This window comes from Actinomycetospora aeridis (genome assembly GCF_037400275.1).
Classification (GTDB): Bacteria; Actinomycetota; Actinomycetes; order Mycobacteriales; family Pseudonocardiaceae; genus Actinomycetospora; species Actinomycetospora aeridis.
Window position 1 is genome coordinate 603,578 of sequence record NZ_JBBEGL010000004.1, and the last position, 22,846, is coordinate 626,423.

Here is a 22,846-nt window from a genome sequence, read left to right on the forward strand (position 1 = left end):
TCAGGCCCCCTGCCCGGCGCGGGCGCGGAGCATCCGCGCCGGCGCCACGTCCTCGAGGGGCAGCCCGCGGCGGGCGGCGACGGCCTCGGGGACCTGCAGGCCCTTCAGCGCCGCCACCGTGGCGTGCACGATGTTGATCGCGTTCTGGCTGCCCAGGGACTTGGACAGCACGTCCGCGATCCCCGCGCACTCCAGCACCGCGCGCACCGGGCCACCGGCGATGACACCGGTACCGGGGCTGGCCGGGCGCAGCAGGACCACGCCCGCCGCCTCCTCGCCCTGCACGGGGTGGGTGATGGTGCCGCCGACCCGGGGGACGCGGAAGAAGTTCTTCTTCGCCTCCTCCACGCCCTTGGCGATCGCGGCCGGCACCTCCTTGGCCTTGCCGTAGCCGACACCGACCATGCCGTCGCCGTCGCCGACGACGACCAGGGCGGTGAAGCTGAAGCGGCGGCCGCCCTTGACGACCTTGGCCACGCGGTTGATGGCCACGACCCGCTCGAGGTGCGGGGTGCGGTCCTGCTGGCGGTCGCGGCCGCCCTGCTGGCGGTCGCGACCGGCGCTGCCGCCCTGACGCTCGCCGCCCTGCTGCCCGGAGCCGGCCGGGCCCTGCTGGCCGTCGCGCCGTGCACGTCCCGGCATCAGGAGTTCCTTCCGTTCGTGTTCGTCTCGGAGGTCCGCATCAGAACTGCAGACCCCCCTCGCGGGCCGCATCCGCGAGCTGCGCGATGCGGCCGTGGTAGCGGCGCCCGCCGCGGTCGAAGACGACCGCGTCGATGCCCTGCTCCTTGGCGCGGGAGGCGACGAGCTCCCCGACCTTGGCGGCCTGGGCCTTCTTGTCGCCCTCCAGCCCGCGCACGTCGGCCTCCAGGGTGGAGGCGTGGGCGAGCGTGTGGCCGGCGATGTCGTCGACCACCTGCGCCGTGATGTGCCGCGTGGAGCGGGTGACGACCAGGCGCGGGCGCGACGGCGTGCCGGCGATCTTCTTGCGCAGCCGGACGTGGCGCCGCACGCGACCCGTGCGCCGGGTCTCCGACACGTTGGTGCCCAGGTGGCCCCGGGCCTTGGTGGTGGTTCCGGTGGACTCAGCCATCACTTGCCCGTCTTCCCGACCTTGCGGCGGATCTGCTCGCCGGCGTAGCGGACGCCCTTGCCCTTGTAGGGGTCGGGACGGCGCAGCCACCGGATGTTGGCGGCCACCTGGCCGACCAGCTGCTTGTCGATGCCCTGGACCGAGAACCGGGTCGGGCTCTCGACCGCGAACGTGATGCCGTCCGGCGGGGTGATCTTCACCGGGTGGCTGAAGCCGAGCGCGAACTCGAGGTCCGAGCCGCGCAGCTGCACGCGGTAGCCGACGCCGTGGATCTCGAGCTTGCGCTCGTAGCCCTGCGAGACGCCCTGCACCAGGTTGTTGAGCAGCGAGCGGGACAGCCCGTGCAGCGCACGGCTCTCGCGCTCGTCGTCGGGCCGCTGCACCGAGAGCACACCGTCGTCGAGCGAGACCGTGATGGGCTCGTCGACCTGGTGGCTGAGGGTGCCCTTCGGACCCTTCACGGTGACGTTCCGGCCCTCGACGGTGACGTCGACGCCCGACGGCACGGTGATCGGGGCCTTGCCGATGCGTGACATGGTTCGGTTCCCCTTCCCGCTACCAGACGAAGGCGAGGACTTCCCCGCCCATCCGTCGCTGGTGGGCCTGCCGGTCGGTCAGGAGCCCGGAGGACGTCGAGATGATCGCGACGCCGAGCCCGCCGAGCACCCGGGGGAGCTCGTTGGACTTCGCGTAGATGCGCAGGCCGGGCTTCGAGACCCGCTTGATGCCGGCGATGCTGCGCTCGCGGTTCGGCCCGTACTTGAGATCGACCACGAGGGACTGGCCCACGGTCGCGGCCTCGGTGCGGTAGCCGGCGATGTAGCCCTGGTCCAGCAGGACCTGCGCGACGTGCGCCTTGAGCTTGCTGTGCGGCATGGTCGCGCTCTCGTGGAACGCCGAGTTGGCGTTGCGGATGCGCGTGAGCATGTCCGCGATCGGGTCGGTCATCGTCATGACCAGGTCACCTTCCTCGCCGTGGTTCCCCGGGTGGCGCGCGTGCGCGCGCTCCCGATGGCGGGCCTGCGGCGTGTGGAGCTGTCAGCGGTGGTACGGACGCGCGACTGCCCACGGCTCTGGGCCGTGCCGTCGAGCAGGTGCTCGCGGTGGGCGACGCGCTGGATGAGACGCAGGAGCTCGGGGGCGATGGCCCCGTCGACCGGCGCCTCGGGGGCCACGGGGCCCTCGGTGATGTCGGAGGTGTTCGTCGGGCTCACCAGGACGCCTTGCTCACGCCCGGGAGCTCGCCCCGGTGGGCCATCTCGCGCAGGCAGACCCGGCAGAGCCCGAACTTCCGCAGCACCGCACGGGCACGCCCGCAGCGGTTGCAGCGCGTGTAACCGCGCACCTTGAACTTCGGCGTCTTCGCGGCCTTGTTGACCAGTGCCTTCTTCGCCATCTCAGTTCTCCCTGAACGGGAAGCCGAGCTGACGGAGCAGCGCCCGGCCCTCCTCGTCGGTCGTCGCGGAGGTGACCACGGTGATGTCCATCCCCCGCGGCCGGTCGATCGAGTCCTGGTCGATCTCGTGGAACATCGTCTGGTCCGAGAGACCGAACGTGTAGTTGCCGGACCCGTCGAACTGCTTGGGCGACAGGCCGCGGAAGTCACGGATGCGCGGCAGACCGATGGTCAGCAGCCGGTCCAGGAACTCCCACATGCGCGCGCCACGCAGGGTGGCGCGGGCGCCGATCGGCATGCCCTCACGCAGCTTGAACTGCGCGATCGACTTGCGGGCCTTGCGGATCTCCGGCTTCTGGCCGGCGATGAGGGTGAGGTCGCGGACCGCGCCCTCCATCAGCTTCGAGTCGCGCGCGGCCTCGCCGACACCCATGTTGACGACGACCTTGACGACGCCGGGGACGAGCATCGGGTTCGCGTACCCGAACTGCTCCGTCAGCGCCGGCTTGATCGCGTCGTGGTAGCGCTGCTGCAGCCGGGGACGGGTCGTCTCGGGAGCTTCGGTACTGGTCACGAGAGGTCCTTCCCGCTGCGCCGCGAGATGCGCACGCGCTTCGGCTCGCCCTCGCCACCCTCACGGGTGCCGACGCGGGTCGGCTTGCCGTCGGCGTCGACGACCATCACGTTCGAGGCGTGGATGGGCGCCTCCTGCGTGACGATCCCGCCGCTCTGGGCACCGCGCTGGTTGGCGGACTGGGCGGTGTGCTTCTTGATCCGGTTGACGCCCTCGACGAGCACGCGCTCGCGGTCGGGGAAGGCCTTGATGACCTTGCCCTTGGCGCCCTTGTCCTTGCCGGCGATGACGACGACCGTGTCGCCCTTCTTGACCTTCATCTGCTACAGCACCTCCGGCGCGAGCGAGATGATCCGCATGAACCTCTTGTCGCGCAGCTCGCGGCCCACCGGGCCGAAGATGCGGGTCCCGCGGGGCTCACGGTCGTTCTTGATGATGACGGCGGCGTTCTCGTCGAACTTGATGTACGAGCCGTCCGGGCGGCGCTTCTCCTTGCGGGTGCGCACGACGACGGCCTTCACGACGTCACCGCGCTTGACCCCGGAGGCCGGGATGGCCTCCTTGACGGTCGCCACGATGACGTCGCCGATGCCCGCGTAGCGGCGTGAGGAACCACCGAGCACGCGGATGCACAGGATCTCCCTGGCTCCGGTGTTGTCGGCGACACGCAGCCGCGACTCCTGCTGGATCACTGCTTCTTCTCCTGACCTGCCCGCACGAGCGGACGGTTTCTAGGGCTCACTTGGCCTTCTCGAGGATCTCGACGAGGCGCCACCGCTTCGTGGCCGACAGCGGCCGCGTCTCCATGAGGAGCACGCGGTCACCCGGGCCGGCGGTGTTGTTCTCGTCGTGGGCCTTGACCTTCTTCGTGCGCCGGATGACCTTCGAGTAGCGCGGGTGCTTCACCCGGTCCTCGAGGCTGACGACGATGGTCTTGGCCATCTTGTCCGAGACGACCAGGCCCTCGCGGGTCTTGCGCAGGCCGCGGTCGTCGTTCCGGTCTCCCGGCTTCTGCTCGGCGGGGGCGTCGGCCTTGACCTCGGACGCCACCTGCTCGCTGTCGGCGGCGCTGGTCATGCCGCTCCCTCCTCATCCGGGGCCACGGACAGGCCCAGCTCGCGCTCGCGCATCACGGTGTAGATCCGCGCGATGTCGTGCCGGACGGTCCGCAGCCGGCGGTTGTTGTCCAGCTGTCCGGTCGCCATCTGGAAGCGCAGGTTGAACAGCTCGGCCTTGGCCTCGCGGGCGCGGGCCACGAGCTCCTCGCCCGTGAGCTCACGCAGTTCCGCGGCGGGGGTTCCGGCGGCCATCAGAAGGTCTCCTCACGGCTCACGATGCGGCAGCGCATCGGCAGCTTGTGCTGAGCGCGGCGCAGGGCCTCGCGGGCCGTGGCCTCGTTCGGGTAGCTCATCTCGAACATGACCCGGCCCGGCTTCACGTTCGCCACCCACTTCTCGGGCGAGCCCTTGCCGGAACCCATGCGGGTCTCGGCGGGCTTCTTGGTCAGCGGGCGGTCCGGGAAGATGTTGATCCACACCTTGCCGCCACGACGGATGTGCCGCGTGATGGCGATACGGGCGGACTCGATCTGCCGGTTGGTGACGTAGGCGTGCTCCAGGGCCTGGATGCCGTAGTCACCGAAGGACATCTGGGTGCCGCCCTTGGCGGCGCCCGTCCGGTCCGGACGGTGCTGCTTGCGGTACTTGACCTTGCGGGGGATCAGCATGGCTCAGGACTCCGTCTGCGTGGTCGCCTCGGGGGCCGCACCGGCCGGCGCGCCACCCGTGCTGGCACCGGCGGCCGCCTGCTCCGCCGCGGCACGCCCGGCCTCGGTGCTGGTGCCGGTGGTGCCCGAGGAGCCGGAACGACGGCCGCGCGGACGGTCGTTGCCACCGCCGCGGCCGCGGCCGCCACGGGGGTCACGGGTCGCGGCGTCGAGCGCGGCCTGGCGCTCCGACTCGCGCTTCCCGCCGACGACGTCGCCCTTGTAGATCCAGACCTTCACGCCGATGCGGCCGAAGTTGGTCCGGGCCTCGAACAGGCCGTAGTCGATCTCGGCGCGCAGCGTGTGCAGCGGCACGCGCCCCTCGCGGTAGAACTCCGAGCGCGACATCTCGGCACCGCCGAGCCGGCCGGAGCACTGGACCCGGATGCCCTTGACGCCCGGCGAGCGCATGGCCGACTGCATGGCCTTGCGCATCGCGCGGCGGAACGACACGCGGTTGGACAGCTGCTCGGCCACGCCCTGCGCGACGAGCTGCGCGTCCGCCTCGGCGCCCTTGACCTCGAGGATGTTGAGCTGGACCTGCTTGCCGGTCAGCTTCTCGAGGTTGCCGCGCAGGCGGTCGGCCTCGGCGCCGCGGCGGCCGATGACGATGCCGGGGCGGGCGGTGTGGATGTCGACGCGGACGCGGTCGCGGGTGCGCTCGATCTCCACCTTCGAGATCCCGGCGCGCTCCATGCCCTTGGAGAGCATGCGACGGATCTTGACGTCCTCGGCGACGTAGTCCGCGTACTGCTTGTCGGCGTACCAGCGCGACTTCCAGTCGGTGGTGATGCCGAGGCGGAAGCCGTGCGGGTTGATCTTCTGGCCCATCAGCGGCCACTCCTCTTCGCGCGCGGACGGCCGCCCTGCGCCTGGGCCACCTCGGTGACCTCGACGTAGATGTGGCTGGTCCGCTTCCGGATGCGGTACGCCCGGCCCTGCGCGCGGGGCTGGAACCGCTTCATGGTCGGACCCTCGTCGACCGTGATCGTGGAGATCACGAGGTTCGACGGGTCCAGGTCGACGTTGTTCTCGGCGTTGGCCACCGCGCTCGCGACGACCTTGGCCACGGGGCCGGCCGCCTTCTGCTGGGCGAACTCCAGCACCGAGGCGGCCTGGCCGACCGGCATGCCGCGGACCAGGTCGACCACGCGGCGGACCTTCATCGGCGACATGCGCACGTACCGCGCCCGCGCCACGGCGCCACGAGGGGCCGTGTCGGCTGGTGCAGACATCTCTGACGTTCCTTCCTGATTCCGGGCCATGGGGGTCCCGCGCTCCGGCGTCGCCTAGCGGCGACGGGAGCGGCGGTCCTCCTTGACGTGCCCGCGGAACGTGCGGGTCGGGGCGAACTCGCCGAGCTTGTGCCCGACCATGGACTCCGAGACGAACACCGGGACGTGCTTGCGCCCGTCGTGGACGGCCAGCGTGTGGCCGATCATGTCCGGGATGATCGTCGACCGCCGGGACCAGGTCCGGATGACGGTCTTGCGGTTGGCCTCGTTGAGCGCGTCCACCTTCTTGAGCAGGTGGTCGTCGACGAACGGGCCCTTCTTGAGACTGCGTGGCATCGCTTCGCTCCCTCCTGCTCCGTCAGCGCTTCTTCTTGCCCTTGCCGGTGCGGCGGCGACGCACGATCATGCGGTCGCTCTCCTTCCGGCCTCGGGTGCGGCCCTCCGGCGTACCGGCGGGGTTGACCGGGTGGCGCCCACCCGAGGTCTTGCCCTCGCCACCGCCGTGCGGGTGGTCGACCGGGTTCATGACGACACCGCGGACGGTGGGGCGCTTGCCTCGCCAGCGGTTGCGGCCCGCCTTGCCCCAGTTGATGTTCGAGTGCTCGGCGTTGCCGACCTCGCCGATGGTGGCGCGGCAGCGGACGTCGACGTTGCGGATCTCGCCCGAGGGCATCCGCAGCTGGGCGTACGGCCCGTCCTTGGCGACCAGCTGGACGCGGGCGCCGGCCGAGCGGGCGATCTTCGCGCCGCCGCCGGGGCGGAGCTCGATCGCGTGGATCACCGTGCCGGTGGGGATGTTGCGCATCGGCAGGTTGTTGCCCGGCTTGATGTCGGCCTTCGGGCCGTTCTCCACCGTGGCGCCCTGCACCAGACGCTCCGGCGCGATGATGTAGCGCTTCTCGCCGTCGGCGTAGTGCAGCAGGGCGATGCGGGCGCTGCGGTTCGGGTCGTACTCGATGTGCGCGACCTTGGCCGGCACGCCGTCCTTGTCGTGGCGACGGAAGTCGATGAGCCGGTACGCCCGCTTGTGGCCGCCGCCCTGGTGCCGGGTGGTGATGCGCCCGGTGACGTTGCGGCCGCCCTTGTTGTGCAGCGGACGGACCAGCGACTTCTCCGGGTGGTCGCGCGTGATCTCGGCGAAGTCCGAGACGCTCGCGCCGCGCCGCCCGGAGGTCGTCGGCTTGTACCTACGGATTCCCATTGGTCAGCTCCCTGCCCCGGGCGCGCCGAACACGTCGATGGTCCGGCTCTCGGGCGTCACCGTCACGACCGCGCGCTTGGTGTCCTTGCGCTTGCCGAAGCCGCGGCGGGAGCGCTTGCGCTTGCCCTCGCGGTTCAGCGTGTTCACGCTGGCGACCTGCACGTCGAAGATCTCCTGGACGGCGATCTTGATCTGCGTCTTGTTCGCGTCCGGGCGCACCAGGAACGTGTACTGGCGCTCCTCGAGGAGCCCGTAGCTCTTCTCGGAGATGACCGGCGCGATGATCACGTCTCGCGGGTCGGCGATCACTTCTCGACCTCCTGTCCACCCGCGGTGCGGGCGGCCACGAACGCCTCGAGCGCGGCGGTCGTGAAGACCACGTCGTCGGCCCGCAGGACGTCGTAGGTGTTCAGCTGGTCCTGCGTGAGCAGGTGGACCGACGGCAGGTTGGCCAGGCTGCGGCGGGCCGTCTCGTCGTCGCGGGCGATGACCGCGAGGACGTGGCGGTGCTCGCGGCCCGGCGTCACGACGCCCTCGAGCGCGGTGCGCGCGCCCTTGGTCGACGGGGTGTCGCCGTCGACCAGCGCCGAGAAGACGTGGATGCGCTCGTGGCGGGCGCGGTCCGACAGCGCGCCGCGCAGGGCCGCCGCCTTCATCTTCTTCGGGGTCCGCTGGTCGTAGTCGCGCGGCGTCGGGCCGTGGACGGTGCCGCCGCCGGTGAACTGCGGGGCGCGCACCGAACCCTGACGGGCGCGGCCGGTGCCCTTCTGGCGGTACGGCTTCTTGCCGCCGCCGCGGGTCTCGCCGCGGGTCTTGGTGTCGTGCGTGCCCTGGCGGGCCGCCGCGAGCTGCGCGGTGACGACCTGGTGCATCAGCGCCGTGCTGGCCGGGGCGTCGAACAGCTCGCCCGGGAGCTCCGCGGTGCCGTCGGTGCCGCCCGTGGGCGTGTGCACCGACACCGTGCGGCTCTCGCCGGCGGCCTGCGCGTGGGCGTCACGGCGCGCGAGGCGACGGGCCTCGCCGGCCGAGTAGCCGCTACGGCGCGCGGTCTGCGGGCGCGACGCCTGCAGTGTCGCCGTGGCGGCCGCCGTCGCCGACCCCGTGCCGGACGAGACCTGCTCGCCGCCGTCGGGGCCCTCGGTGTCGGTCACGCCGGGCGTGTGTCCGTCAGGGGTGGTCACTGGTCAGCACCGCCCTTCGCGGGGTCGACCTTCGCCGCCGTGGTCACGAGGACGAGGCCGCCGCGCGGGCCCGGAACGGCGCCGCGGATGAGCAGCAGGCCCGCGTCGGCGTCGACGCCGTGCACGGTCAGGTTCTGGGTGGTGGTCTTCACGTTGCCCATGCGGCCGGCCATGCGCGTGCCCTTGAAGACGCGCGCCGGGGTGGCGCAGCCGCCGATGGAGCCGGGCGAGCGGTGCTTGCGCTGCGTGCCGTGGCTGGCCCCGAGGCCGCCGAAGCCGTGGCGCTTCATGACGCCGGCGGTGCCCTTGCCCTTGCTCGTGCCGGAGACGTCGACGACGTTGCCGGCGGAGAAGGTCTCGGCGGTGACCTCCTGGCCGACCTCGTAGGAGCCCGCGTCACTGGTGCGGAGCTCGGCGAGGTGGCGGCGCGGCGTGACGCCGGCCTTGGAGAAGTGGCCCGTCTCGGGCTTGTTCACCTTGCGCGGGTCGATCGCGCCGTAGGCGATCTGCACGGCGTTGTAGCCGTCGACCGAGGGCGTCCGCACCTGCGTGACGACGCAGGGGCCGGCCTTGACGACGGTCACGGGGACGATGCGGTTGGCCTCGTCGAAGACCTGCGTCATCCCGACCTTGGTGCCGAGGACGCCGCTCATCTGCCGCTCCGGCTTGGCCGGGGAGTGTGCTGCAGTCATTCCCGACCTCACTGGATGTTGACGTCGACGCTCGCCGGCAGGTCGATGCGCATGAGCGCGTCCACCGTCTTCGGCGTCGGGTCGACGATGTCGATCAGCCGCTTGTGCGTGCGCATCTCGAAGTGCTCGCGCGAGTCCTTGTACTTGTGCGGCGAGCGGATGACGCAGTACACGTTCTTCTCGGTCGGCAGCGGCACCGGCCCGACCACGGAGGCGCCGGTGCGCGTCACGGTCTCGACGATCTTCCGAGCCGACGCGTCGATCGCTTCGTGGTCGTAGGCCTTGAGCCGGATGCGGATCTTCTGTCCCGCCATGGTGGCTTTGCCGTTCCTCTTCTCGTCCTGCCGGAGACGCGTGCCTCCGGCAGCTGGCCAGGTTCTCGAGACGCCCCGGTGCACATGCCTCCGCCCGCACCCCACCCGAGCGAGACCGTCTCCGGTCCACGCGGTCGGGTGTGTCGGGTCGGTCGGCAGGCTCCGCCACCGGCTCTCGCCCGTGTGCGGCCCCGCGGACCCCGCGCTGTTCAACGTGTGTCCGTCCCGCGCCCCTCACGAGGCGGCGGCACGGTGGACCGCCGGCCGGTGACCGTCGGTCCGGGCCCACCCTGTAGCTCTCGGACCCCCGCTCACGACAGGGCGGCCGACTCGATACCGCATGAGCCGACCGCCCTGTGCGAGCTAGGGGACCAGTGTCGCACGGGCGCTCGCGCGCCCGTGCACCGGGGCCCCGGGTACTGCTACTTGCTGATCTTCGTGACCTGACCGGCGCCGACCGTCCGGCCACCCTCACGGATGGCGAACTGGAGGCCCTCCTCCATGGCGATCGGCTGGATCAGCTGGACGGACATCTCGGTGTTGTCACCGGGCATGACCATCTCGGTGCCCTCCGGCAGCGTCACCACGCCGGTGACGTCGGTGGTCCGGAAGTAGAACTGCGGGCGGTAGTTGTTGAAGAACGGCGTGTGCCGTCCGCCCTCGTCCTTGCCCAGGATGTAGACCTGGCCCTCGAACTCGGTGTGCGGGGTGATCGAGCCAGGCTTGCCGATGACCATGCCGCGCTCGACGTCCTCGCGCTTGATGCCGCGCAGGAGCAGACCGACGTTGTCGCCGGCGCGCCCCTCGTCGAGGAGCTTGCGGAACATCTCGATGCCCGTGGTGGTGGTCTTCGTCGACTTCGCACGGATGCCGATGATCTCCACCTCCTCGTTCACCTTGACGATGCCGCGCTCCACGCGGCCGGTGACGACCGTGCCGCGACCGGTGATCGTGAAGACGTCCTCGACGGGCATGAGGAACGGCTTGTCGGTGTCACGCTCCGGCGACGGGATGCTGTCGTCGACGGCGTCCATCAGCGACATGATCGCGTCGCCCCACTCGGCGTCGCCCTCGAGCGCCTTGAGCGCCGAGACGCGGACCACGGGGAGGTCGTCACCGGGGAAGTCCTGCGAGGACAGGAGCTCGCGGACCTCCATCTCGACGAGCTCCATGATCTCCTCGTCGTCGACCATGTCCGCCTTGTTCAGCGCCACCACGATGTAGGGGACGCCGACCTGGCGGGCGAGCAGCACGTGCTCGCGGGTCTGCGGCATGGGGCCGTCGGTGGCGGCCACCACGAGGATGGCGCCGTCCATCTGGGCCGCGCCGGTGATCATGTTCTTGACGTAGTCGGCGTGCCCGGGGCAGTCGACGTGCGCGTAGTGGCGCTTCTCGGTCTGGTACTCGACGTGCGCGATCGAGATCGTGATGCCGCGCTGCCGCTCCTCGGGCGCCTTGTCGATCATGTCGAACGCCGACGCCTGGTTCAGCTGCGGGAACTTGTCGTGCAGCACCTTGGTGATCGCCGCGGTGAGCGTCGTCTTCCCGTGGTCGATGTGACCGATGGTGCCGATGTTGACGTGCGGCTTGGTCCGCTCGAACTTGGCCTTCGCCACTGCTCTCGTCCTCCTGGACTTCTGTTCTCCGGGCGCGTCCCTCGTGGTGGGACGAGCTCAGGTGGTGCTCGTCGGTGGGTCCTGCCGTGTCTCGGAGGACCGAGAGGGCCGTCACGAGGCTAGCGAAAGCCTCGTGACGTCCCGCGACGTGGTCCACCACCGGGGCTCGTCACCCCGGCGGCGGACCTCGTCACTCGCCGGTCGCCTTGGCGATGATCTCCTTGGCCACGTTGGCCGGGACCTCCGCGTAGCGCTCGAACTGCATGGAGTAGTTCGCCCGGCCCTGGGTCCGCGACCGCAGGTCGCCGACGTAGCCGAACATCTCCGACAGCGGGACGATCGCGCGCACGACGCGGCCGCCGGCCCGCTCCTCCATGGCCTGGATCTGGCCACGGCGGGAGTTGAGGTCGCCGATGACGTCGCCCATGTACTCCTCGGGCGTGTTCACCTCGACCGCCATCACCGGCTCGAGCAGCGCGGGGTCGGCCTTGCGGGCCGCCTCCTTGAGCGCCATCGACCCGGCCACCTTGAAGGCCATCTCCGAGGAGTCGACCTCGTGGTACTGCCCGTCGAGCAGCGTCAGCTTGAGCCCGACCATCGGGTAGCCGGCCACGATGCCGTACTGCATCGCGTCCTGCGCACCCTCGTCCACCGAGGGGATGTACTCCCGGGGGACGCGGCCACCGGTCACCTTGTTCGAGAACTCGTAGAGCGGGCCGTCGGCCGTCTTCTCGAGCGGCTCGAGCTTGATGATGACCCGGGCGAACTGCCCCGAGCCACCGGTCTGCTTCTTGTGCGTGTACTCGTACTTCTCGACCGTGCTGCGGATGGTCTCGCGGTAGGCCACCTGCGGCTTGCCGATGTTGGCCTCGACCTTGAAGTCGGACTTCATCCGGTTGACCAGCACCTCGAGGTGGAGCTCGCCCATGCCCGAGATGATCGTCTGGCCGGTCTCGTCGTCGAGGTTGACCCGGAAGGTCGGGTCCTCGTCGGCGAGACGCTGGATGGCCGTGGAGAGCTTCTCCTGGTCGGCCTTCGACTTCGGCTCGACCGCGACGGAGATGACCGGCTCCGGGAAGGTCATCGACTCGAGGATCACCGGGTTCTGCGGGTCGCAGAGGGTGTCGCCCGTGGTCGTGTCCTTGAGGCCCACCACCGCGTAGATGTGGCCGGCCCGTGCCTCGTCGACCGGGTTCTCCTTGTTGGAGTGCATCTGCAGCAGCTTGCCGATGCGCTCCTTCCGGTCCTTGGTCGAGTTGATGATCTGCGTGCCCTGGGCGAGCTTGCCCGAGTACACGCGGACGTAGGTCAGCTTCCCGTAGAACGGGTGCGCGGCGATCTTGAACGCGAGCGCGGCGAACGGCTCGTCGGTCGTCGCGTGGCGCTGCACGGCGGTCTCGCCGTCGAGCAGCGTGCCGTTGACGGCCGGGACGTCGGTCGGCGCCGGCAGGTACGCGATGACGGCGTCGAGCATGGGCTGCACGCCCTTGTTCTTGAACGCCGAGCCGCAGATGACCGGGTAGTAGTCGCCGGTGACCGTCACGGCGCGGATGCCGTGCTCGATCTCCTCGACCGTGAGCTCCTCGCCGGCGAAGTAGCGCTCCATGAGCGCCTCGTCGTTCTCGGCGATGGCCTCGAGGAGGGCCGTGCGGTACTCCTCGACCTCCTCGAGCCGGTCCTCCGGGATCTCCTCGACGGCGTAGTCCTCGCCCTTGGAGACCTCACCGCGCCAGGTCAGCGCGCGCTGGCGGACCAGGTCGATGACGCCGTAGAACTCCGACTCGCTGCCCATCGGGAGCTGCAGGACCAGCGGCTTGGCGCCGAGGCGGTCCTTGATGGTCTGCACGGTGAAGTAGAAGTCCGCACCGAGCTTGTCCATCTTGTTGACGAAGCAGATGCGCGGGACGTTGTACGTGTCGGCCTGCCGCCACACCGTCTCCGACTGGGGCTCGACACCCTCCTTGCCGTCGAAGACGGCGACCGCGCCGTCCAGGACGCGCAGCGAGCGCTCCACCTCGACCGTGAAGTCGACGTGGCCCGGCGTGTCGATGATGTTGATCTGGTGGTCTTTCCAGAAGCAGGTCGTCGCGGCGGACGTGATCGTGATGCCGCGCTTCTGCTCCTCCTCCATCCAGTCCATCGTGGCCGCGCCGTCGTGGACCTCACCGATCTTGTAGTTGATGCCGGTGTAGAACAGGACGCGTTCGGTCGTGGTGGTCTTGCCCGCGTCGATGTGGGCCATGATCCCGATGTTGCGGACCTTGCCCAGGTCGGTCAGCACGTCGCGTGCCACGAGATTTCCTCTTCCCGTCGGTTCGTCGCCGCGGGTCCCGCGGCGGGTGTCTCCGACCGTCCGTCCCGCCGGGTGGTTCGCACCCGGAGGACGTGACGGTCACCAGCGGTAGTGCGCGAACGCCTTGTTCGACTCCGCCATCTTGTGGGTGTCCTCGCGTCGCTTGACGCTCGCCCCGAGACCGTTCGAGGCGTCGAGCAGCTCGTTGGTGAGCCGGTCGATCATCGTCTTCTCCCGGCGCGCCCGGGAGTAGGTGATCAGCCAGCGCAGCCCGAGCGTGGTCGAGCGCCCGGCACGGACCTCGATCGGCACCTGGTAGGTCGCGCCACCGACACGGCGGCTGCGGACCTCGAGGGCCGGCTTCACGTTGTCCAGCGCCCGCTTGAGCGTGACCACCGGGTCGGCGCCGTTGCGCTCCCGGCAGCCCTCCATCGCCCCGTAGACGATGCGCTCGGCCAGCGAGCGCTTGCCGTCGACGAGCACCTTGTTCACCAGCTGCGTCACGAGCGGCGACCCGTACACCGGGTCGGCGACGAGCGGACGCTTCGGAGCGGGTCCCTTGCGCGGCATGTCAGCTCTTGTCCTTCTTCGTCCCGTAGCGGCTGCGGGCCTGCTTGCGGTTCTTGACCGCCTGCGTGTCCAGCGCACCGCGGATGATCTTGTAGCGAACGCCCGGCAGGTCCTTCACGCGACCGCCGCGCACGAGCACGATCGAGTGCTCCTGCAGGTTGTGGCCCTCACCGGGGATGTAGGCGGTGACCTCGATGCCGTTCGAGAGCCGGACGCGCGCGACCTTGCGCAGCGCGGAGTTCGGCTTCTTCGGCGTGGTGGTGTAGACGCGGGTGCAGACGCCGCGGCGCTGCGGGCTCCCCTTGAGGGCCGCGGTCTTGGTCTTCTCGACCTTGTCCTCGCGGCCCCGGCGGACCAACTGCTGGATGGTGGGCATCGACCGGCTGTTTCCGTTCCTCTGCTGCTGATCGGGCTGCGTGCTCCGCGTCCCGGTACGCCGGCGGCGGACCGTCCCGGCGTCGGGGGCGCCAGGGTCCTCGGGGTACTCGGACCGGCGCACCGCACATCCGGGGCACGCGGAGCGACCCGACCACGTCGGGCACTGGACACCAGGGTACGCGCGTGCGTCAGGGCATATCCCGGCGGGTCGGATCAGGGTGCCGGACGCCGCCTGCAGCGGCCCGGCGACGCCGTCGGTGTCCTGCGCCGCGGCCCCTCCGATGCCCTCGACCGCCGAGTGCCGTGGCGGCCATGCCGACGCGGGTGACTGCACCGCACCGACCGGGCTGGTGGCGAGGATACCCCGAGGCGCCCGCGCGGCAAGCTGCGCCCGGCCCCGTGTCCCGTGACGGGTGCAACGCCACGCGGGCGCCGGCGATTCCCGGGGCGCCGAGGCTAGCGAGGGACGCCCCGACTGCGCCGACGTGCGAGCGAGGGACTCCCTGACTGCGTGGCAGGCAGCCAGGGACGCCCTCGCTCCACGCCCCGGCGCCTCGGGGCGCCGACGCGCCGGTGCGGGGCCCGGTCACCCCGCGGCGTCGGCCCCTCCCCCGGGCGGAGATCAGCAGGCGGAAACGCACCTCGCGGGCCCCCGAGGAGGTGTCTTTCCGCCTGCTGATCTCCGTCCACCCCCGCACACACGACGAAGGGCGCCCCCGCCAGCAGCGGGGACGCCCTTCGGTGTCGCGAGCGACTTACAGGGTCAGCGGAACTGCCCGAAGTCGTAGTCGTCGAGCGGCACGGCCGCGCCGGTGCCGGAGCCGAAGACGTCCGGGGCGTAGTACCCGTCGTCGTAGCTCGGCAGGGCGTAGGCGGCCGCGCGGGCCTCCTCGGTCGGCTGGACCTGGATGTTCCGGTACCGGTTGATGCCGGTGCCGGCCGGGATCAGCTTTCCGATGATCACGTTCTCCTTCAGCCCCACGAGGCTGTCGGACTTCCCCTCGATGGCCGCGTTGGTCAGGATGCGCGTCGTCTCCTGGAAGGAGGCGGCGGACAGCCACGACTCGGTGGCCAGCGAGGCCTTCGTGATGCCCATGAGCACCGGGCGGGCCGCCGCCGGGTCGCCGCCCTCGGAGACCACCTTGCGGTTGGCCGCCTCGAACTCGGCGCGGTCGACGACACCACCGGGCAGGAACTCGGTGGCGCCCGAGTCGATGATCGTCACCCGGCGGAGCATCTGCCGGACGATGACCTCGATGTGCTTGTCGTGGATCGACACACCCTGCGACCGGTACACCTTCTGCACCTGGTCGACGAGGTGCAGCTGCACCTCGCGGGGGCCCATCACGCGCAGCACCTCGTGCGGGTCGGCCGTGCCCTCGAGCAGCTGCTGCCCGACGCCGACGTGGTCGCCGTCCTGCAGCGGGCGCTCGGATCCGTCGACCGGCAGCGTCGCGAGCCGCTGGCGCTTGGACAGCTTGTCGTAGACGACCTCCTCGCTCCCGTCGTCCGGGATGAGGGTGATCTTCCAGAACTTGTCGCCGTCCTCGAGCTGGATGCGGCCGTCCACGTCGGCGATGGGCGCCTTGCCCTTCGGGACGCGGGCCTCGAAGAGCTCCTGCACACGCGGCAGACCCGTGGTGATGTCCTCACCCGCGACGCCACCGGTGTGGAAGGTGCGCATCGTGAGCTGCGTGCCGGGCTCACCGATCGACTGCGCGGCGACGATGCCGACCGCCTCGCCGACGTCGACGAGCTGGCCGGTCGCCAGCGAGCGGCCGTAGCACATCGCGCAGACGCCCTGGGCCGAGTCGCAGGTCAGCACGCTGCGGACGCGGACCTTGCCGACGCCCGCCGCGAGAAGGGCGTCGATGGCCTGCTGGCCGATGTCGGCGCCGCGCCCGAGCAGCTCGTTGCCGGCGTCGTCGGTGACGGCCGAGGCCGCCGTCCGCGTGTAGACGCTGGTGTCGACGTGCACGTCGCGGACGAGCCCGTTCGGCCCCTCCTCACCGATCGGCATCGGGATGCCCCGCTCGGTGCCGCAGTCGACCTCGCGGACGATGACGTCCTGCGAGACGTCGACCAGGCGCCGGGTGAGGTAGCCCGAGTCGGCGGTACGCAGCGCGGTGTCGGCGAGACCCTTGCGCGTGCCGTGGGTCGAGATGAAGTACTCGACCACCGAGAAGCCCTCGCGGAAGTTGGACTTGATCGGCCGCGGGATGAACTCACCCTTCGGGTTCGCGACCAGGCCCTTCATGCCCGCGAGCTGGCGCACCTGGGTCATGTTGCCGGCCGCGCCGGAGGCGACGATCCGGGAGATGGAGTTGTCGGCGGGGAAGTTGTCCTCCATCGCCTTCGCCACCTCCTCGGTGGCCTGGCCCCAGATGCGCACCATCTCGTCGTTGCGCTCCTGGTAGGAGAGCGCACCGCGCTGGTAGCGCTTGTTGACCTGCTCCGCGCGCCCCTCGTACTCGTCGAGGATCTCCTGCTTGCGCGGGGGCACGACGACGTCGTCGATGGCGATCGTGACGCCCGAGCGCGTGGCCCAGTGGAAGCCGGCGTCCTTGAGCCGGTCCAGGGTCATCGCGACCTCGGTCATCGAGTACCGCTCGGCCAGGTCGTTGATGATCGCGGCCTGGCGCTTCTTCGGGAGCTGGTCGTTGACGAAGGGGTAGTCCTCCGGCAGCAGCTCGTTGAAGAGCACCCGGCCCAGTGTGGTGTCGGCGAGCCACGGCTTGCCGGGCTCGTACTCCCCGTTGGTCATCCCCGGACCGGGCACGACGGTGCCGTCGACGCGGATCCGGCACGGCGCCTGCAGGTCGAGCGACCCCAGGTCGTAGGCCATGATCGCCTCGGCCGCCGACGAGAACGCCTGGCCCTCGCCGGTGGTCCCCTCGCGGCGCTGGGTCAGGTAGTACAGACCCGTCACCATGTCGAGGCGGGGCATGGCCAGCGGCTTGCCCGACGCCGGCGAGAGGATGTTGTTCGCCGACAGCATGAGGATGCGGGCCTCGGCCTGCGCCTCGGCGGACAGCGGCAGGTGGACCGCCATCTGGTCACCGTCGAAGTCGGCGTTGAACGCCTCGCAGACCAGCGGGTGCAGCTGGATCGCCTTGCCCTCGACCAGCTGCGGCTCGAAGGCCTGGATGCCGAGGCGGTGCAGCGTGGGCGCCCGGTTCAGCATCACCGGGTGCTCGTTGATGACCTCCTCGAGCACGTCCCAGACCTGGCCGCGCTGACGCTCGACCATCCGCTTCGCGGACTTGATGTTCTGGGCGTGGTTGAGGTCGACCAGCCGCTTCATGACGAACGGCTTGAACAGCTCGAGCGCCATCTGCTTGGGCAGGCCGCACTGGTGCAGCTTGAGCTGCGGGCCGACGACGATGACCGAACGGCCCGAGTAGTCGACGCGCTTGCCGAGCAGGTTCTGGCGGAACCGGCCCTGCTTGCCCTTGAGCAGGTCGGACAGCGACTTGAGCGGACGGTTGCCCGGCCCGGTCACCGGCCGGCCACGGCGGCCGTTGTCGAACAGCGCGTCGACGGCCTCCTGCAGCATCCGCTTCTCGTTGTTGACGATGATCTCGGGCGCGCCGAGGTCGATCAGTCGCTTGAGGCGGTTGTTGCGGTTGATGACCCGGCGGTACAGGTCGTTGAGGTCCGACGTCGCGAAGCGGCCACCGTCGAGCTGCACCATCGGGCGCAGGTCCGGCGGGATGACCGGGACGCAGTCGAGCACCATGCCCGTGGGCCGGTTGCCGGTGGCCTGGAACGCCGCGACGACCTTGAGCCGCTTGAGCGCGCGCAGCTTGCGCTGCCCCTTGCCGCTGCGGATGGTCTCGCGGAGGTTCTCGGCCTCGGCCTCGATGTCGAAGGTCTCCAGGAGCTTCTGGATCGCCTCGGCACCCATGGCGCCGGTGAAGTAGTCGGCGTAGCGGTCGTAGAGCTCGCGGTAGAGCGTCTCGTCCGAGATGAGCTGACCACGGTCGAGCTTGGTGAAGGTCGTCCAGACCTCGTCGAGGCGGTCGATCTCGCGCTGCGCACGGTCGCGCAGCTGGCGCATCTCGCGCTCGCCGCCCTCCTTGACCTTGCGCCGGACGTCCGACTTGGCGCCCTCGGACTCGAGCTCGGCGATGTCGCTCTCGAGCTTCTGGGCGCGCGCCTCGAGGTCGTTGTCGCGCTGCGTCTCGAGACGCTTGCGCTCGCCCGAGATCTCGTTCTCGAGCGTCGACTGGTCGTTGTGGCGCTGGTCGGTGTTGACGTCCGTGATCACGTACGCCGCGAAGTAGATGATCTTCTCGAGGTCCTTGGGCGCCAGGTCGAGCAGGTAGCCCAGGCGCGAGGGGACGCCCTTGAAGTACCAGATGTGCGTGACCGGCGCGGCCAGCTCGATGTGGCCCATGCGCTCGCGGCGCACCTTGGCCCGGGTCACCTCGACGCCGCAGCGCTCACAGATGATGCCCTTGAAGCGGACGCGCTTGTACTTGCCGCAGTAGCACTCCCAGTCCCGGGTGGGGCCGAAGATCTTCTCGCAGAAGAGTCCGTCCTTCTCGGGCTTGAGCGTGCGGTAGTTGATGGTCTCGGGCTTCTTGACCTCGCCGAAGGACCACTGGCGGATGTCGTCGGCGGTGGCCAGACCGATCCGCAGCTCGTCGAAGAAGTTGACGTCGAGCAAAGGTTCTCCCCTGGATGGGTGAGCTGTTTTCTAGAGGGTCCGCAGGCCGGCCCCGGTGATGCCCGGGGCCGGCGAGCGAGGTCAGTTCACGACGTCGTCGACCGACGGCGACTCGTTGCGGGACAGGTTGATCCCGAGGTTCGCGGCCGCGCGCTCGAGGTCCTCGTCGTCGCCGTCGCGCATCTCGATGGCGGCGCCGTCCGAGGACAGCACCTCCACGTTGAGGCACAGCGACTGGAGCTCCTTGAGCAGCACCTTGAACGACTCGGGGATGCCCGGCTCGGGGATGTTCTCGCCCTTGACGATGGCCTCGTAGACCTTCACGCGGCCGAGCACGTCGTCGGACTTGATGGTCAGCAGCTCCTGCAGCGTGTAGGCCGCGCCGTAGGCCTGCATGGCCCAGCACTCCATCTCGCCGAAGCGCTGACCGCCGAACTGCGCCTTCCCGCCCAGCGGCTGCTGGGTGATCATCGAGTACGGGCCCGTCGAGCGGGCGTGGATCTTGTCGTCCACCAGGTGCAGCAGCTTGAGGATGTACATGTAGCCCACCGCGATCTGGTGCGGGTAGGGCTCGCCGGTACGTCCGTCGAAGATCTGCGCCTTGCCGTCCTCGCCGACCAGCCGGACGCCGTCCCGGTTGGGCAGCGTCGAGCCGAGCAGCCCGCCGATCTCGGCCTGGCGGGCACCGTCGAACACCGGCGTCGCGGTGTTCGTGTCGGGCTCCACGCGGCGCATGTCGTCGGGCATGTTCACGGCCCACTCGGCGGTGTTGTCCGGGTCGACCTCCCAGCCGCTCTTCGCGATCCACCCGAGGTGGGTCTCGAGCACCTGGCCGATGTTCATCCGTCGCGGCACACCGTGGGTGTTGAGGACGATGTCGACCGGCGTCCCGTCGGCGAGGAACGGCATGTCCTCGACCGGCAGGATCTTGCCGATGACGCCCTTGTTGCCGTGGCGGCCGGCAAGCTTGTCGCCCTCGGAGATCTTGCGCTTCTGGGCCACGTAGACGCGGACCAGCTCGTTGACCCCGGGCGGCAGCTCGTCGTCGTCGTCGCGGGAGAACACCCGGATGCCGATGACCTTGCCGGTCTCGCCGTGCGGGACCTTCAGCGAGGTGTCGCGCACCTCGCGCGCCTTCTCACCGAAGATCGCGCGCAGCAGGCGCTCCTCCGGGGTCAGCTCGGTCTCGCCCTTCGGCGTCACCTTGCCGACGAGGATGTCGCCGTCCGCGACCTCGGCGCCGATGCGGATGATGCCGCGCTCGTCGAGGTCGGCCAGGACCTCCTCGGAGACGTTCGGGATGTCCCGGGTGATCTCTTCGGCGCCCAGCTTGGTGTCGCGGGCGTCGATCTCGTGCTCCTCGATGTGGATCGAGGTCAGGACGTCGTCCTGCACGAGGCGCTGCGACAGGATGATCGCGTCCTCGTAGTTGTGGCCCTCCCACGGCATGATCGCCACGAGGAGGTTCTTCCCGAGGGCCATCTCGCCGTCCTCGGTGCACGGCCCGTCGGCGAGGACCTGGCGGGCCTCGACGCGGTCGCCCTCGGAGACGATCGGCTTCTGGTTGATGCAGGTGCCCTGGTTGGACCGCGTGAACTTGTGGAGACGGTGGGTGGTGCGCTGCCCCTCGTCGTCCATGATCGTGATGTAGTCCGCGCAGAGCTCCTCGACCACGCCGGCGCGGTCGGTGGCGATGACGTCACCGGCGTCGACGGCGGCCCGCAGCTCCATGCCCGTGCCGACCAGCGGCGACTCCGAGCGCAGCAGCGGCACCGACTGGCGCTGCATGTTGGCGCCCATCAGCGCGCGGTTGGCGTCGTCGTGCTCGAGGAACGGGATCATGGCCGTCGCGACCGACACCATCTGGCGCGGCGAGACGTCCATGTAGTCGACGCGGGTCGGCGCGATGAGGTCGACGTCGCCGCCCTTGCGCCGGACCAGCACGCGGTCCTCGGTGAAGTGGCCGTCGTCGTCGAGCGGCGCGTTGGCCTGCGCGACGACGAAGCGGTCCTCCTCGTCGGCCGTCAGGTAGTCGATCTGGTCGGTGACGACACCCTCGACGACCTTGCGGTACGGCGTCTCGATGAAGCCGAACGGGTTGACCCGCGCGAAGCTCGACAGCGAGCCGATGAGGCCGATGTTCGGGCCTTCCGGCGTCTCGATCGGGCACATGCGGCCGTAGTGCGACGGGTGGACGTCGCGGACCTCCATGCCCGCGCGCTCACGCGACAGACCGCCCGGACCCAGCGCCGAGAGCCGGCGCTTGTGGGTCAGGCCCGCGAGCGGGTTGGTCTGGTCCATGAACTGCGAGAGCTGCGAGGTGCCGAAGAACTCCTTGATCGCGGCCACGACGGGCCGGATGTTGATCAGGGTCTGCGGCGTGATGGCCTCGACGTCCTGGGTCGTCATGCGCTCGCGCACGACGCGCTCCATGCGGGACAGGCCCACCCGGATCTGGTTCTGGATGAGCTCGCCGACGGTGCGCAGGCGGCGGTTGCCGAAGTGGTCGATGTCGTCGGTCTCGACCGGGATCGGCCCCGAGCCGTCGGGCGCCTCGGACTCGGTCTCCCCCGCGTGCAGGCGCACGAGGTAGGAGATCGTGTTGATGATGTCGTCCTCGGTGAGTGTGCCCGTGGACGGCTCGACGTCCGACCCGAGCTTCTTGTTCACCTTGTAGCGGCCGACCTTCGCCAGGTCGTAGCGCTTGTCCTTGAAGAAGAGGTTCTCCAGGAGCGTCTGGGCGCTCTCGCGCGTGGGCGGCTCGCCCGGACGCAGCTTGCGGTAGATGTCGAGCAGGGCCTCGTCCTGCCCGGCGGTGGAGTCCTTCTCCAGGGTGGCCAGCAGCGTCTCGGAGAAGTTGAACTTCTCCTGGATCTGCTCGGTGGTCCAGCCGAGGGCCTTCAGCAGCACGGTGACCGGCTGGCGGCGCTTGCGGTCGATGCGCACACCGACGGTGTCGCGCTTGTCGACGTCGAACTCCAGCCACGCACCGCGGCTGGGGATGATCTTGACGCTGAACACGTCCTTGTCGGTGGTCTTGTCGACCGTGCGGTCGAAGTAGACACCGGGGGAACGGACGAGCTGCGACACGACGACGCGCTCGGTGCCGTTGATGATGAACGTGCCCTTGTCGGTCATCACGGGGAAGTCGCCCATGAAGACCGTCTGGCTCTTGATCTCGCCAGTGGTGTTGTTGGTGAACTCGGCCGTGACGAACAGCGGCGCCGAGTACGTCATGTCCTTGTCCTTGCACTCCTCGACGGAGGCCTTGACCTCGTCGAAGCGCGGGTCGGAGAAGGACAGGCTCATGGAGCCGGAGAAGTCCTCGATGGGGGAGATCTCGGAGAGGACCTCCTCCAGGCCACCGACGGGGAGCTCCTCACCCGCCTCCACGCGACGCTCGAACCACTCCTCGCTGCCGACCAGCCACTCGAACGACTGGGTCTGCAGGGAGAGCAGGTCGGGAACCTCGAGGGGCTGGTCCAGCTTGGCGAAGGAGACCCGGGTGGGCGCCCCGGGGAACGACGCGTGGTGGTTCGAGACCTTGGTGGCGCGGGTAACTGCCAAGATGCGTCCTTCCGGAACAACGCTGTCTGAACGCTGTCAGTAGCTTCACCGTCCGGTACGCAGCGCAGCGCCCGGGCGGCGTGGACGCGGCCCGGGCGTCGGCACACGGGTGAGATGACAGACGTAGGGCAGCGCGATCCGACAGTCTAGCCACGCATGGCGGCACCTGTCGAACGGCCCCCCTCGTGACACGCCGGGAGGGGGCTCCGCACGAAACGGATTCGACCTCCGGGGTCGGACGCAGGGGTGCCGCGCTGCGAACAGAGTGACCGCCCGTGCCCCCGGAGTCAAGTGGGGCG

General features: G+C 69.9%; 26 protein-coding genes. All 26 read right to left on the minus strand.

Features of this window, described 5'->3' with window-relative positions; all coding sequences use genetic code 11:
• Window positions 1-642 carry a 30S ribosomal protein S5 gene (gene rpsE, locus WCD41_RS17450; protein ID WP_337714730.1) on the minus strand — a complete coding sequence of 214 codons (642 nt, stop codon included), beginning with the start codon at window positions 640-642 and terminating at the stop codon, window positions 1-3.
• 40 nt (window positions 643-682) lie between these two features.
• Window positions 683-1,093, minus strand: a complete 411-nt coding sequence (rplR, locus tag WCD41_RS17455; RefSeq protein WP_337714731.1) for a 50S ribosomal protein L18 — start codon at window positions 1,091-1,093, stop codon at window positions 683-685.
• The gene (rplF, locus tag WCD41_RS17460) at window positions 1,093-1,629 is read right to left on the minus strand and encodes a 50S ribosomal protein L6 (RefSeq protein WP_337714732.1); all 537 of its coding nucleotides are present in this window, start codon (window positions 1,627-1,629) and stop codon (window positions 1,093-1,095) included. The genes rplR and rplF overlap by 1 nt, the downstream gene beginning before the upstream one ends.
• 19 nt (window positions 1,630-1,648) lie before the next feature.
• Window positions 1,649-2,047: a 30S ribosomal protein S8 gene (rpsH, locus tag WCD41_RS17465; protein ID WP_337714733.1), complete on the minus strand. Its 399-nt coding sequence runs from the start codon at window positions 2,045-2,047 to the stop codon at window positions 1,649-1,651.
• Complete coding sequence (locus WCD41_RS17470; RefSeq protein ID WP_337714734.1) at window positions 2,044-2,307, minus strand: hypothetical protein; 264 nt, start codon at window positions 2,305-2,307, stop codon at window positions 2,044-2,046. Before WCD41_RS17470 ends, rpsH begins: the two co-directional genes overlap by 4 nt.
• The gene (locus WCD41_RS17475) at window positions 2,304-2,489 is read right to left on the minus strand and encodes a type Z 30S ribosomal protein S14 (protein WP_133829609.1); all 186 of its coding nucleotides are present in this window, start codon (window positions 2,487-2,489) and stop codon (window positions 2,304-2,306) included. The genes WCD41_RS17470 and WCD41_RS17475 overlap by 4 nt, the downstream gene beginning before the upstream one ends.
• Before the next feature lies 1 nt (window position 2,490).
• Entirely contained in the window at window positions 2,491-3,063 is a 573-nt protein-coding gene (rplE, locus tag WCD41_RS17480; RefSeq protein WP_337714735.1) for a 50S ribosomal protein L5, read from the minus strand.
• Window positions 3,060-3,383, minus strand: coding sequence for a 50S ribosomal protein L24 (rplX, locus tag WCD41_RS17485; RefSeq protein WP_337714736.1), 324 nt, complete (start codon window positions 3,381-3,383; stop codon window positions 3,060-3,062). The genes rplE and rplX overlap by 4 nt, the downstream gene beginning before the upstream one ends.
• A 3-nt stretch (window positions 3,384-3,386) precedes the next feature.
• Window positions 3,387-3,755 (minus strand): 50S ribosomal protein L14, encoded by a 369-nt coding sequence (gene rplN, locus WCD41_RS17490; RefSeq protein WP_116708470.1) that lies wholly within the window; start codon window positions 3,753-3,755, stop codon window positions 3,387-3,389.
• A 46-nt stretch (window positions 3,756-3,801) separates the two neighbouring features.
• Window positions 3,802-4,140, minus strand: coding sequence for a 30S ribosomal protein S17 (rpsQ, locus tag WCD41_RS17495; RefSeq protein ID WP_279536776.1), 339 nt, complete (start codon window positions 4,138-4,140; stop codon window positions 3,802-3,804).
• Window positions 4,137-4,373 carry a 50S ribosomal protein L29 gene (gene rpmC, locus WCD41_RS17500; protein WP_337714737.1) on the minus strand — a complete coding sequence of 79 codons (237 nt, stop codon included), beginning with the start codon at window positions 4,371-4,373 and terminating at the stop codon, window positions 4,137-4,139. Before rpmC ends, rpsQ begins: the two co-directional genes overlap by 4 nt.
• Window positions 4,373-4,789, minus strand: coding sequence for a 50S ribosomal protein L16 (gene rplP / locus WCD41_RS17505; protein ID WP_133829614.1), 417 nt, complete (start codon window positions 4,787-4,789; stop codon window positions 4,373-4,375). Before rplP ends, rpmC begins: the two co-directional genes overlap by 1 nt.
• A gap of 3 nt (window positions 4,790-4,792) precedes the next feature.
• Window positions 4,793-5,659: a 30S ribosomal protein S3 gene (gene rpsC, locus WCD41_RS17510; RefSeq protein ID WP_133829615.1), complete on the minus strand. Its 867-nt coding sequence runs from the start codon at window positions 5,657-5,659 to the stop codon at window positions 4,793-4,795.
• Window positions 5,659-6,063: a 50S ribosomal protein L22 gene (gene rplV, locus WCD41_RS17515; protein WP_337714738.1), complete on the minus strand. Its 405-nt coding sequence runs from the start codon at window positions 6,061-6,063 to the stop codon at window positions 5,659-5,661. The genes rpsC and rplV overlap by 1 nt, the downstream gene beginning before the upstream one ends.
• Before the next feature lie 54 nt (window positions 6,064-6,117).
• Window positions 6,118-6,399, minus strand: coding sequence for a 30S ribosomal protein S19 (gene rpsS / locus WCD41_RS17520; RefSeq protein WP_116708465.1), 282 nt, complete (start codon window positions 6,397-6,399; stop codon window positions 6,118-6,120).
• A gap of 22 nt (window positions 6,400-6,421) precedes the next feature.
• Window positions 6,422-7,264, minus strand: a complete 843-nt coding sequence (gene rplB / locus WCD41_RS17525; protein WP_337714739.1) for a 50S ribosomal protein L2 — start codon at window positions 7,262-7,264, stop codon at window positions 6,422-6,424.
• Between the two features lie 3 nt (window positions 7,265-7,267).
• Window positions 7,268-7,573 carry a 50S ribosomal protein L23 gene (rplW, locus tag WCD41_RS17530; RefSeq protein ID WP_274200572.1) on the minus strand — a complete coding sequence of 102 codons (306 nt, stop codon included), beginning with the start codon at window positions 7,571-7,573 and terminating at the stop codon, window positions 7,268-7,270.
• Window positions 7,570-8,217 carry a 50S ribosomal protein L4 gene (rplD, locus tag WCD41_RS17535; protein ID WP_337714883.1) on the minus strand — a complete coding sequence of 216 codons (648 nt, stop codon included), beginning with the start codon at window positions 8,215-8,217 and terminating at the stop codon, window positions 7,570-7,572. Before rplD ends, rplW begins: the two co-directional genes overlap by 4 nt.
• Window positions 8,218-8,441: 224 nt before the next feature.
• Complete coding sequence (rplC, locus tag WCD41_RS17540; protein ID WP_337714740.1) at window positions 8,442-9,137, minus strand: 50S ribosomal protein L3; 696 nt, start codon at window positions 9,135-9,137, stop codon at window positions 8,442-8,444.
• Between the two features lie 8 nt (window positions 9,138-9,145).
• Window positions 9,146-9,451 carry a 30S ribosomal protein S10 gene (gene rpsJ, locus WCD41_RS17545; protein WP_018177839.1) on the minus strand — a complete coding sequence of 102 codons (306 nt, stop codon included), beginning with the start codon at window positions 9,449-9,451 and terminating at the stop codon, window positions 9,146-9,148.
• A gap of 422 nt (window positions 9,452-9,873) precedes the next feature.
• Complete coding sequence (gene tuf, locus WCD41_RS17550; RefSeq protein ID WP_133829621.1) at window positions 9,874-11,067, minus strand: elongation factor Tu; 1,194 nt, start codon at window positions 11,065-11,067, stop codon at window positions 9,874-9,876.
• Between the two features lie 190 nt (window positions 11,068-11,257).
• Window positions 11,258-13,360, minus strand: coding sequence for an elongation factor G (fusA, locus tag WCD41_RS17555; RefSeq protein ID WP_337714741.1), 2,103 nt, complete (start codon window positions 13,358-13,360; stop codon window positions 11,258-11,260).
• Window positions 13,361-13,459: 99 nt separating this feature from the next.
• Complete coding sequence (gene rpsG / locus WCD41_RS17560) at window positions 13,460-13,930, minus strand: 30S ribosomal protein S7 (RefSeq protein ID WP_337714742.1); 471 nt, start codon at window positions 13,928-13,930, stop codon at window positions 13,460-13,462.
• Window position 13,931: 1 nt separating this feature from the next.
• The gene (rpsL, locus tag WCD41_RS17565; RefSeq protein WP_116708457.1) at window positions 13,932-14,306 is read right to left on the minus strand and encodes a 30S ribosomal protein S12; all 375 of its coding nucleotides are present in this window, start codon (window positions 14,304-14,306) and stop codon (window positions 13,932-13,934) included.
• A 765-nt stretch (window positions 14,307-15,071) separates the two neighbouring features.
• Window positions 15,072-18,980 (minus strand): DNA-directed RNA polymerase subunit beta', encoded by a 3,909-nt coding sequence (locus WCD41_RS17570; RefSeq protein ID WP_337714743.1) that lies wholly within the window; start codon window positions 18,978-18,980, stop codon window positions 15,072-15,074.
• Window positions 18,981-19,061: 81 nt separating this feature from the next.
• Window positions 19,062-22,547 (minus strand): DNA-directed RNA polymerase subunit beta, encoded by a 3,486-nt coding sequence (gene rpoB, locus WCD41_RS17575; RefSeq protein ID WP_337714744.1) that lies wholly within the window; start codon window positions 22,545-22,547, stop codon window positions 19,062-19,064.
• Window positions 22,548-22,846: the final 299 nt, after the last annotated feature.

Coding starts and splice junctions, on each gene's coding strand:
- rpsE (WP_337714730.1), bottom strand. CDS start 642: ATGCCGGGACGTGCACGGCGCGACGGCCAGCAGGGCCCGGCCGGCTCC.
- rplR (WP_337714731.1), bottom strand. CDS start 1,093: ATGGCTGAGTCCACCGGAACCACCACCAAGGCCCGGGGCCACCTGGGC.
- rplF (WP_337714732.1), bottom strand. CDS start 1,629: ATGTCACGCATCGGCAAGGCCCCGATCACCGTGCCGTCGGGCGTCGAC.
- rpsH (WP_337714733.1), bottom strand. CDS start 2,047: ATGACGATGACCGACCCGATCGCGGACATGCTCACGCGCATCCGCAAC.
- WCD41_RS17475 (WP_133829609.1), bottom strand. CDS start 2,489: ATGGCGAAGAAGGCACTGGTCAACAAGGCCGCGAAGACGCCGAAGTTC.
- rplX (WP_337714736.1), bottom strand. CDS start 3,383: ATGAAGGTCAAGAAGGGCGACACGGTCGTCGTCATCGCCGGCAAGGAC.
- rpsQ (WP_279536776.1), bottom strand. CDS start 4,140: ATGACCAGCGCCGCCGACAGCGAGCAGGTGGCGTCCGAGGTCAAGGCC.
- rpmC (WP_337714737.1), bottom strand. CDS start 4,373: ATGGCCGCCGGAACCCCCGCCGCGGAACTGCGTGAGCTCACGGGCGAG.
- rplP (WP_133829614.1), bottom strand. CDS start 4,789: ATGCTGATCCCCCGCAAGGTCAAGTACCGCAAGCAGCACCGTCCGGAC.
- rpsC (WP_133829615.1), bottom strand. CDS start 5,659: ATGGGCCAGAAGATCAACCCGCACGGCTTCCGCCTCGGCATCACCACC.
- rplV (WP_337714738.1), bottom strand. CDS start 6,063: ATGTCTGCACCAGCCGACACGGCCCCTCGTGGCGCCGTGGCGCGGGCG.
- rpsS (WP_116708465.1), bottom strand. CDS start 6,399: ATGCCACGCAGTCTCAAGAAGGGCCCGTTCGTCGACGACCACCTGCTC.
- rplB (WP_337714739.1), bottom strand. CDS start 7,264: ATGGGAATCCGTAGGTACAAGCCGACGACCTCCGGGCGGCGCGGCGCG.
- rplC (WP_337714740.1), bottom strand. CDS start 9,137: ATGACTGCAGCACACTCCCCGGCCAAGCCGGAGCGGCAGATGAGCGGC.
- rpsJ (WP_018177839.1), bottom strand. CDS start 9,451: ATGGCGGGACAGAAGATCCGCATCCGGCTCAAGGCCTACGACCACGAA.
- rpsG (WP_337714742.1), bottom strand. CDS start 13,930: ATGCCGCGCAAGGGACCCGCTCCGAAGCGTCCGCTCGTCGCCGACCCG.
- rpsL (WP_116708457.1), bottom strand. CDS start 14,306: ATGCCCACCATCCAGCAGTTGGTCCGCCGGGGCCGCGAGGACAAGGTC.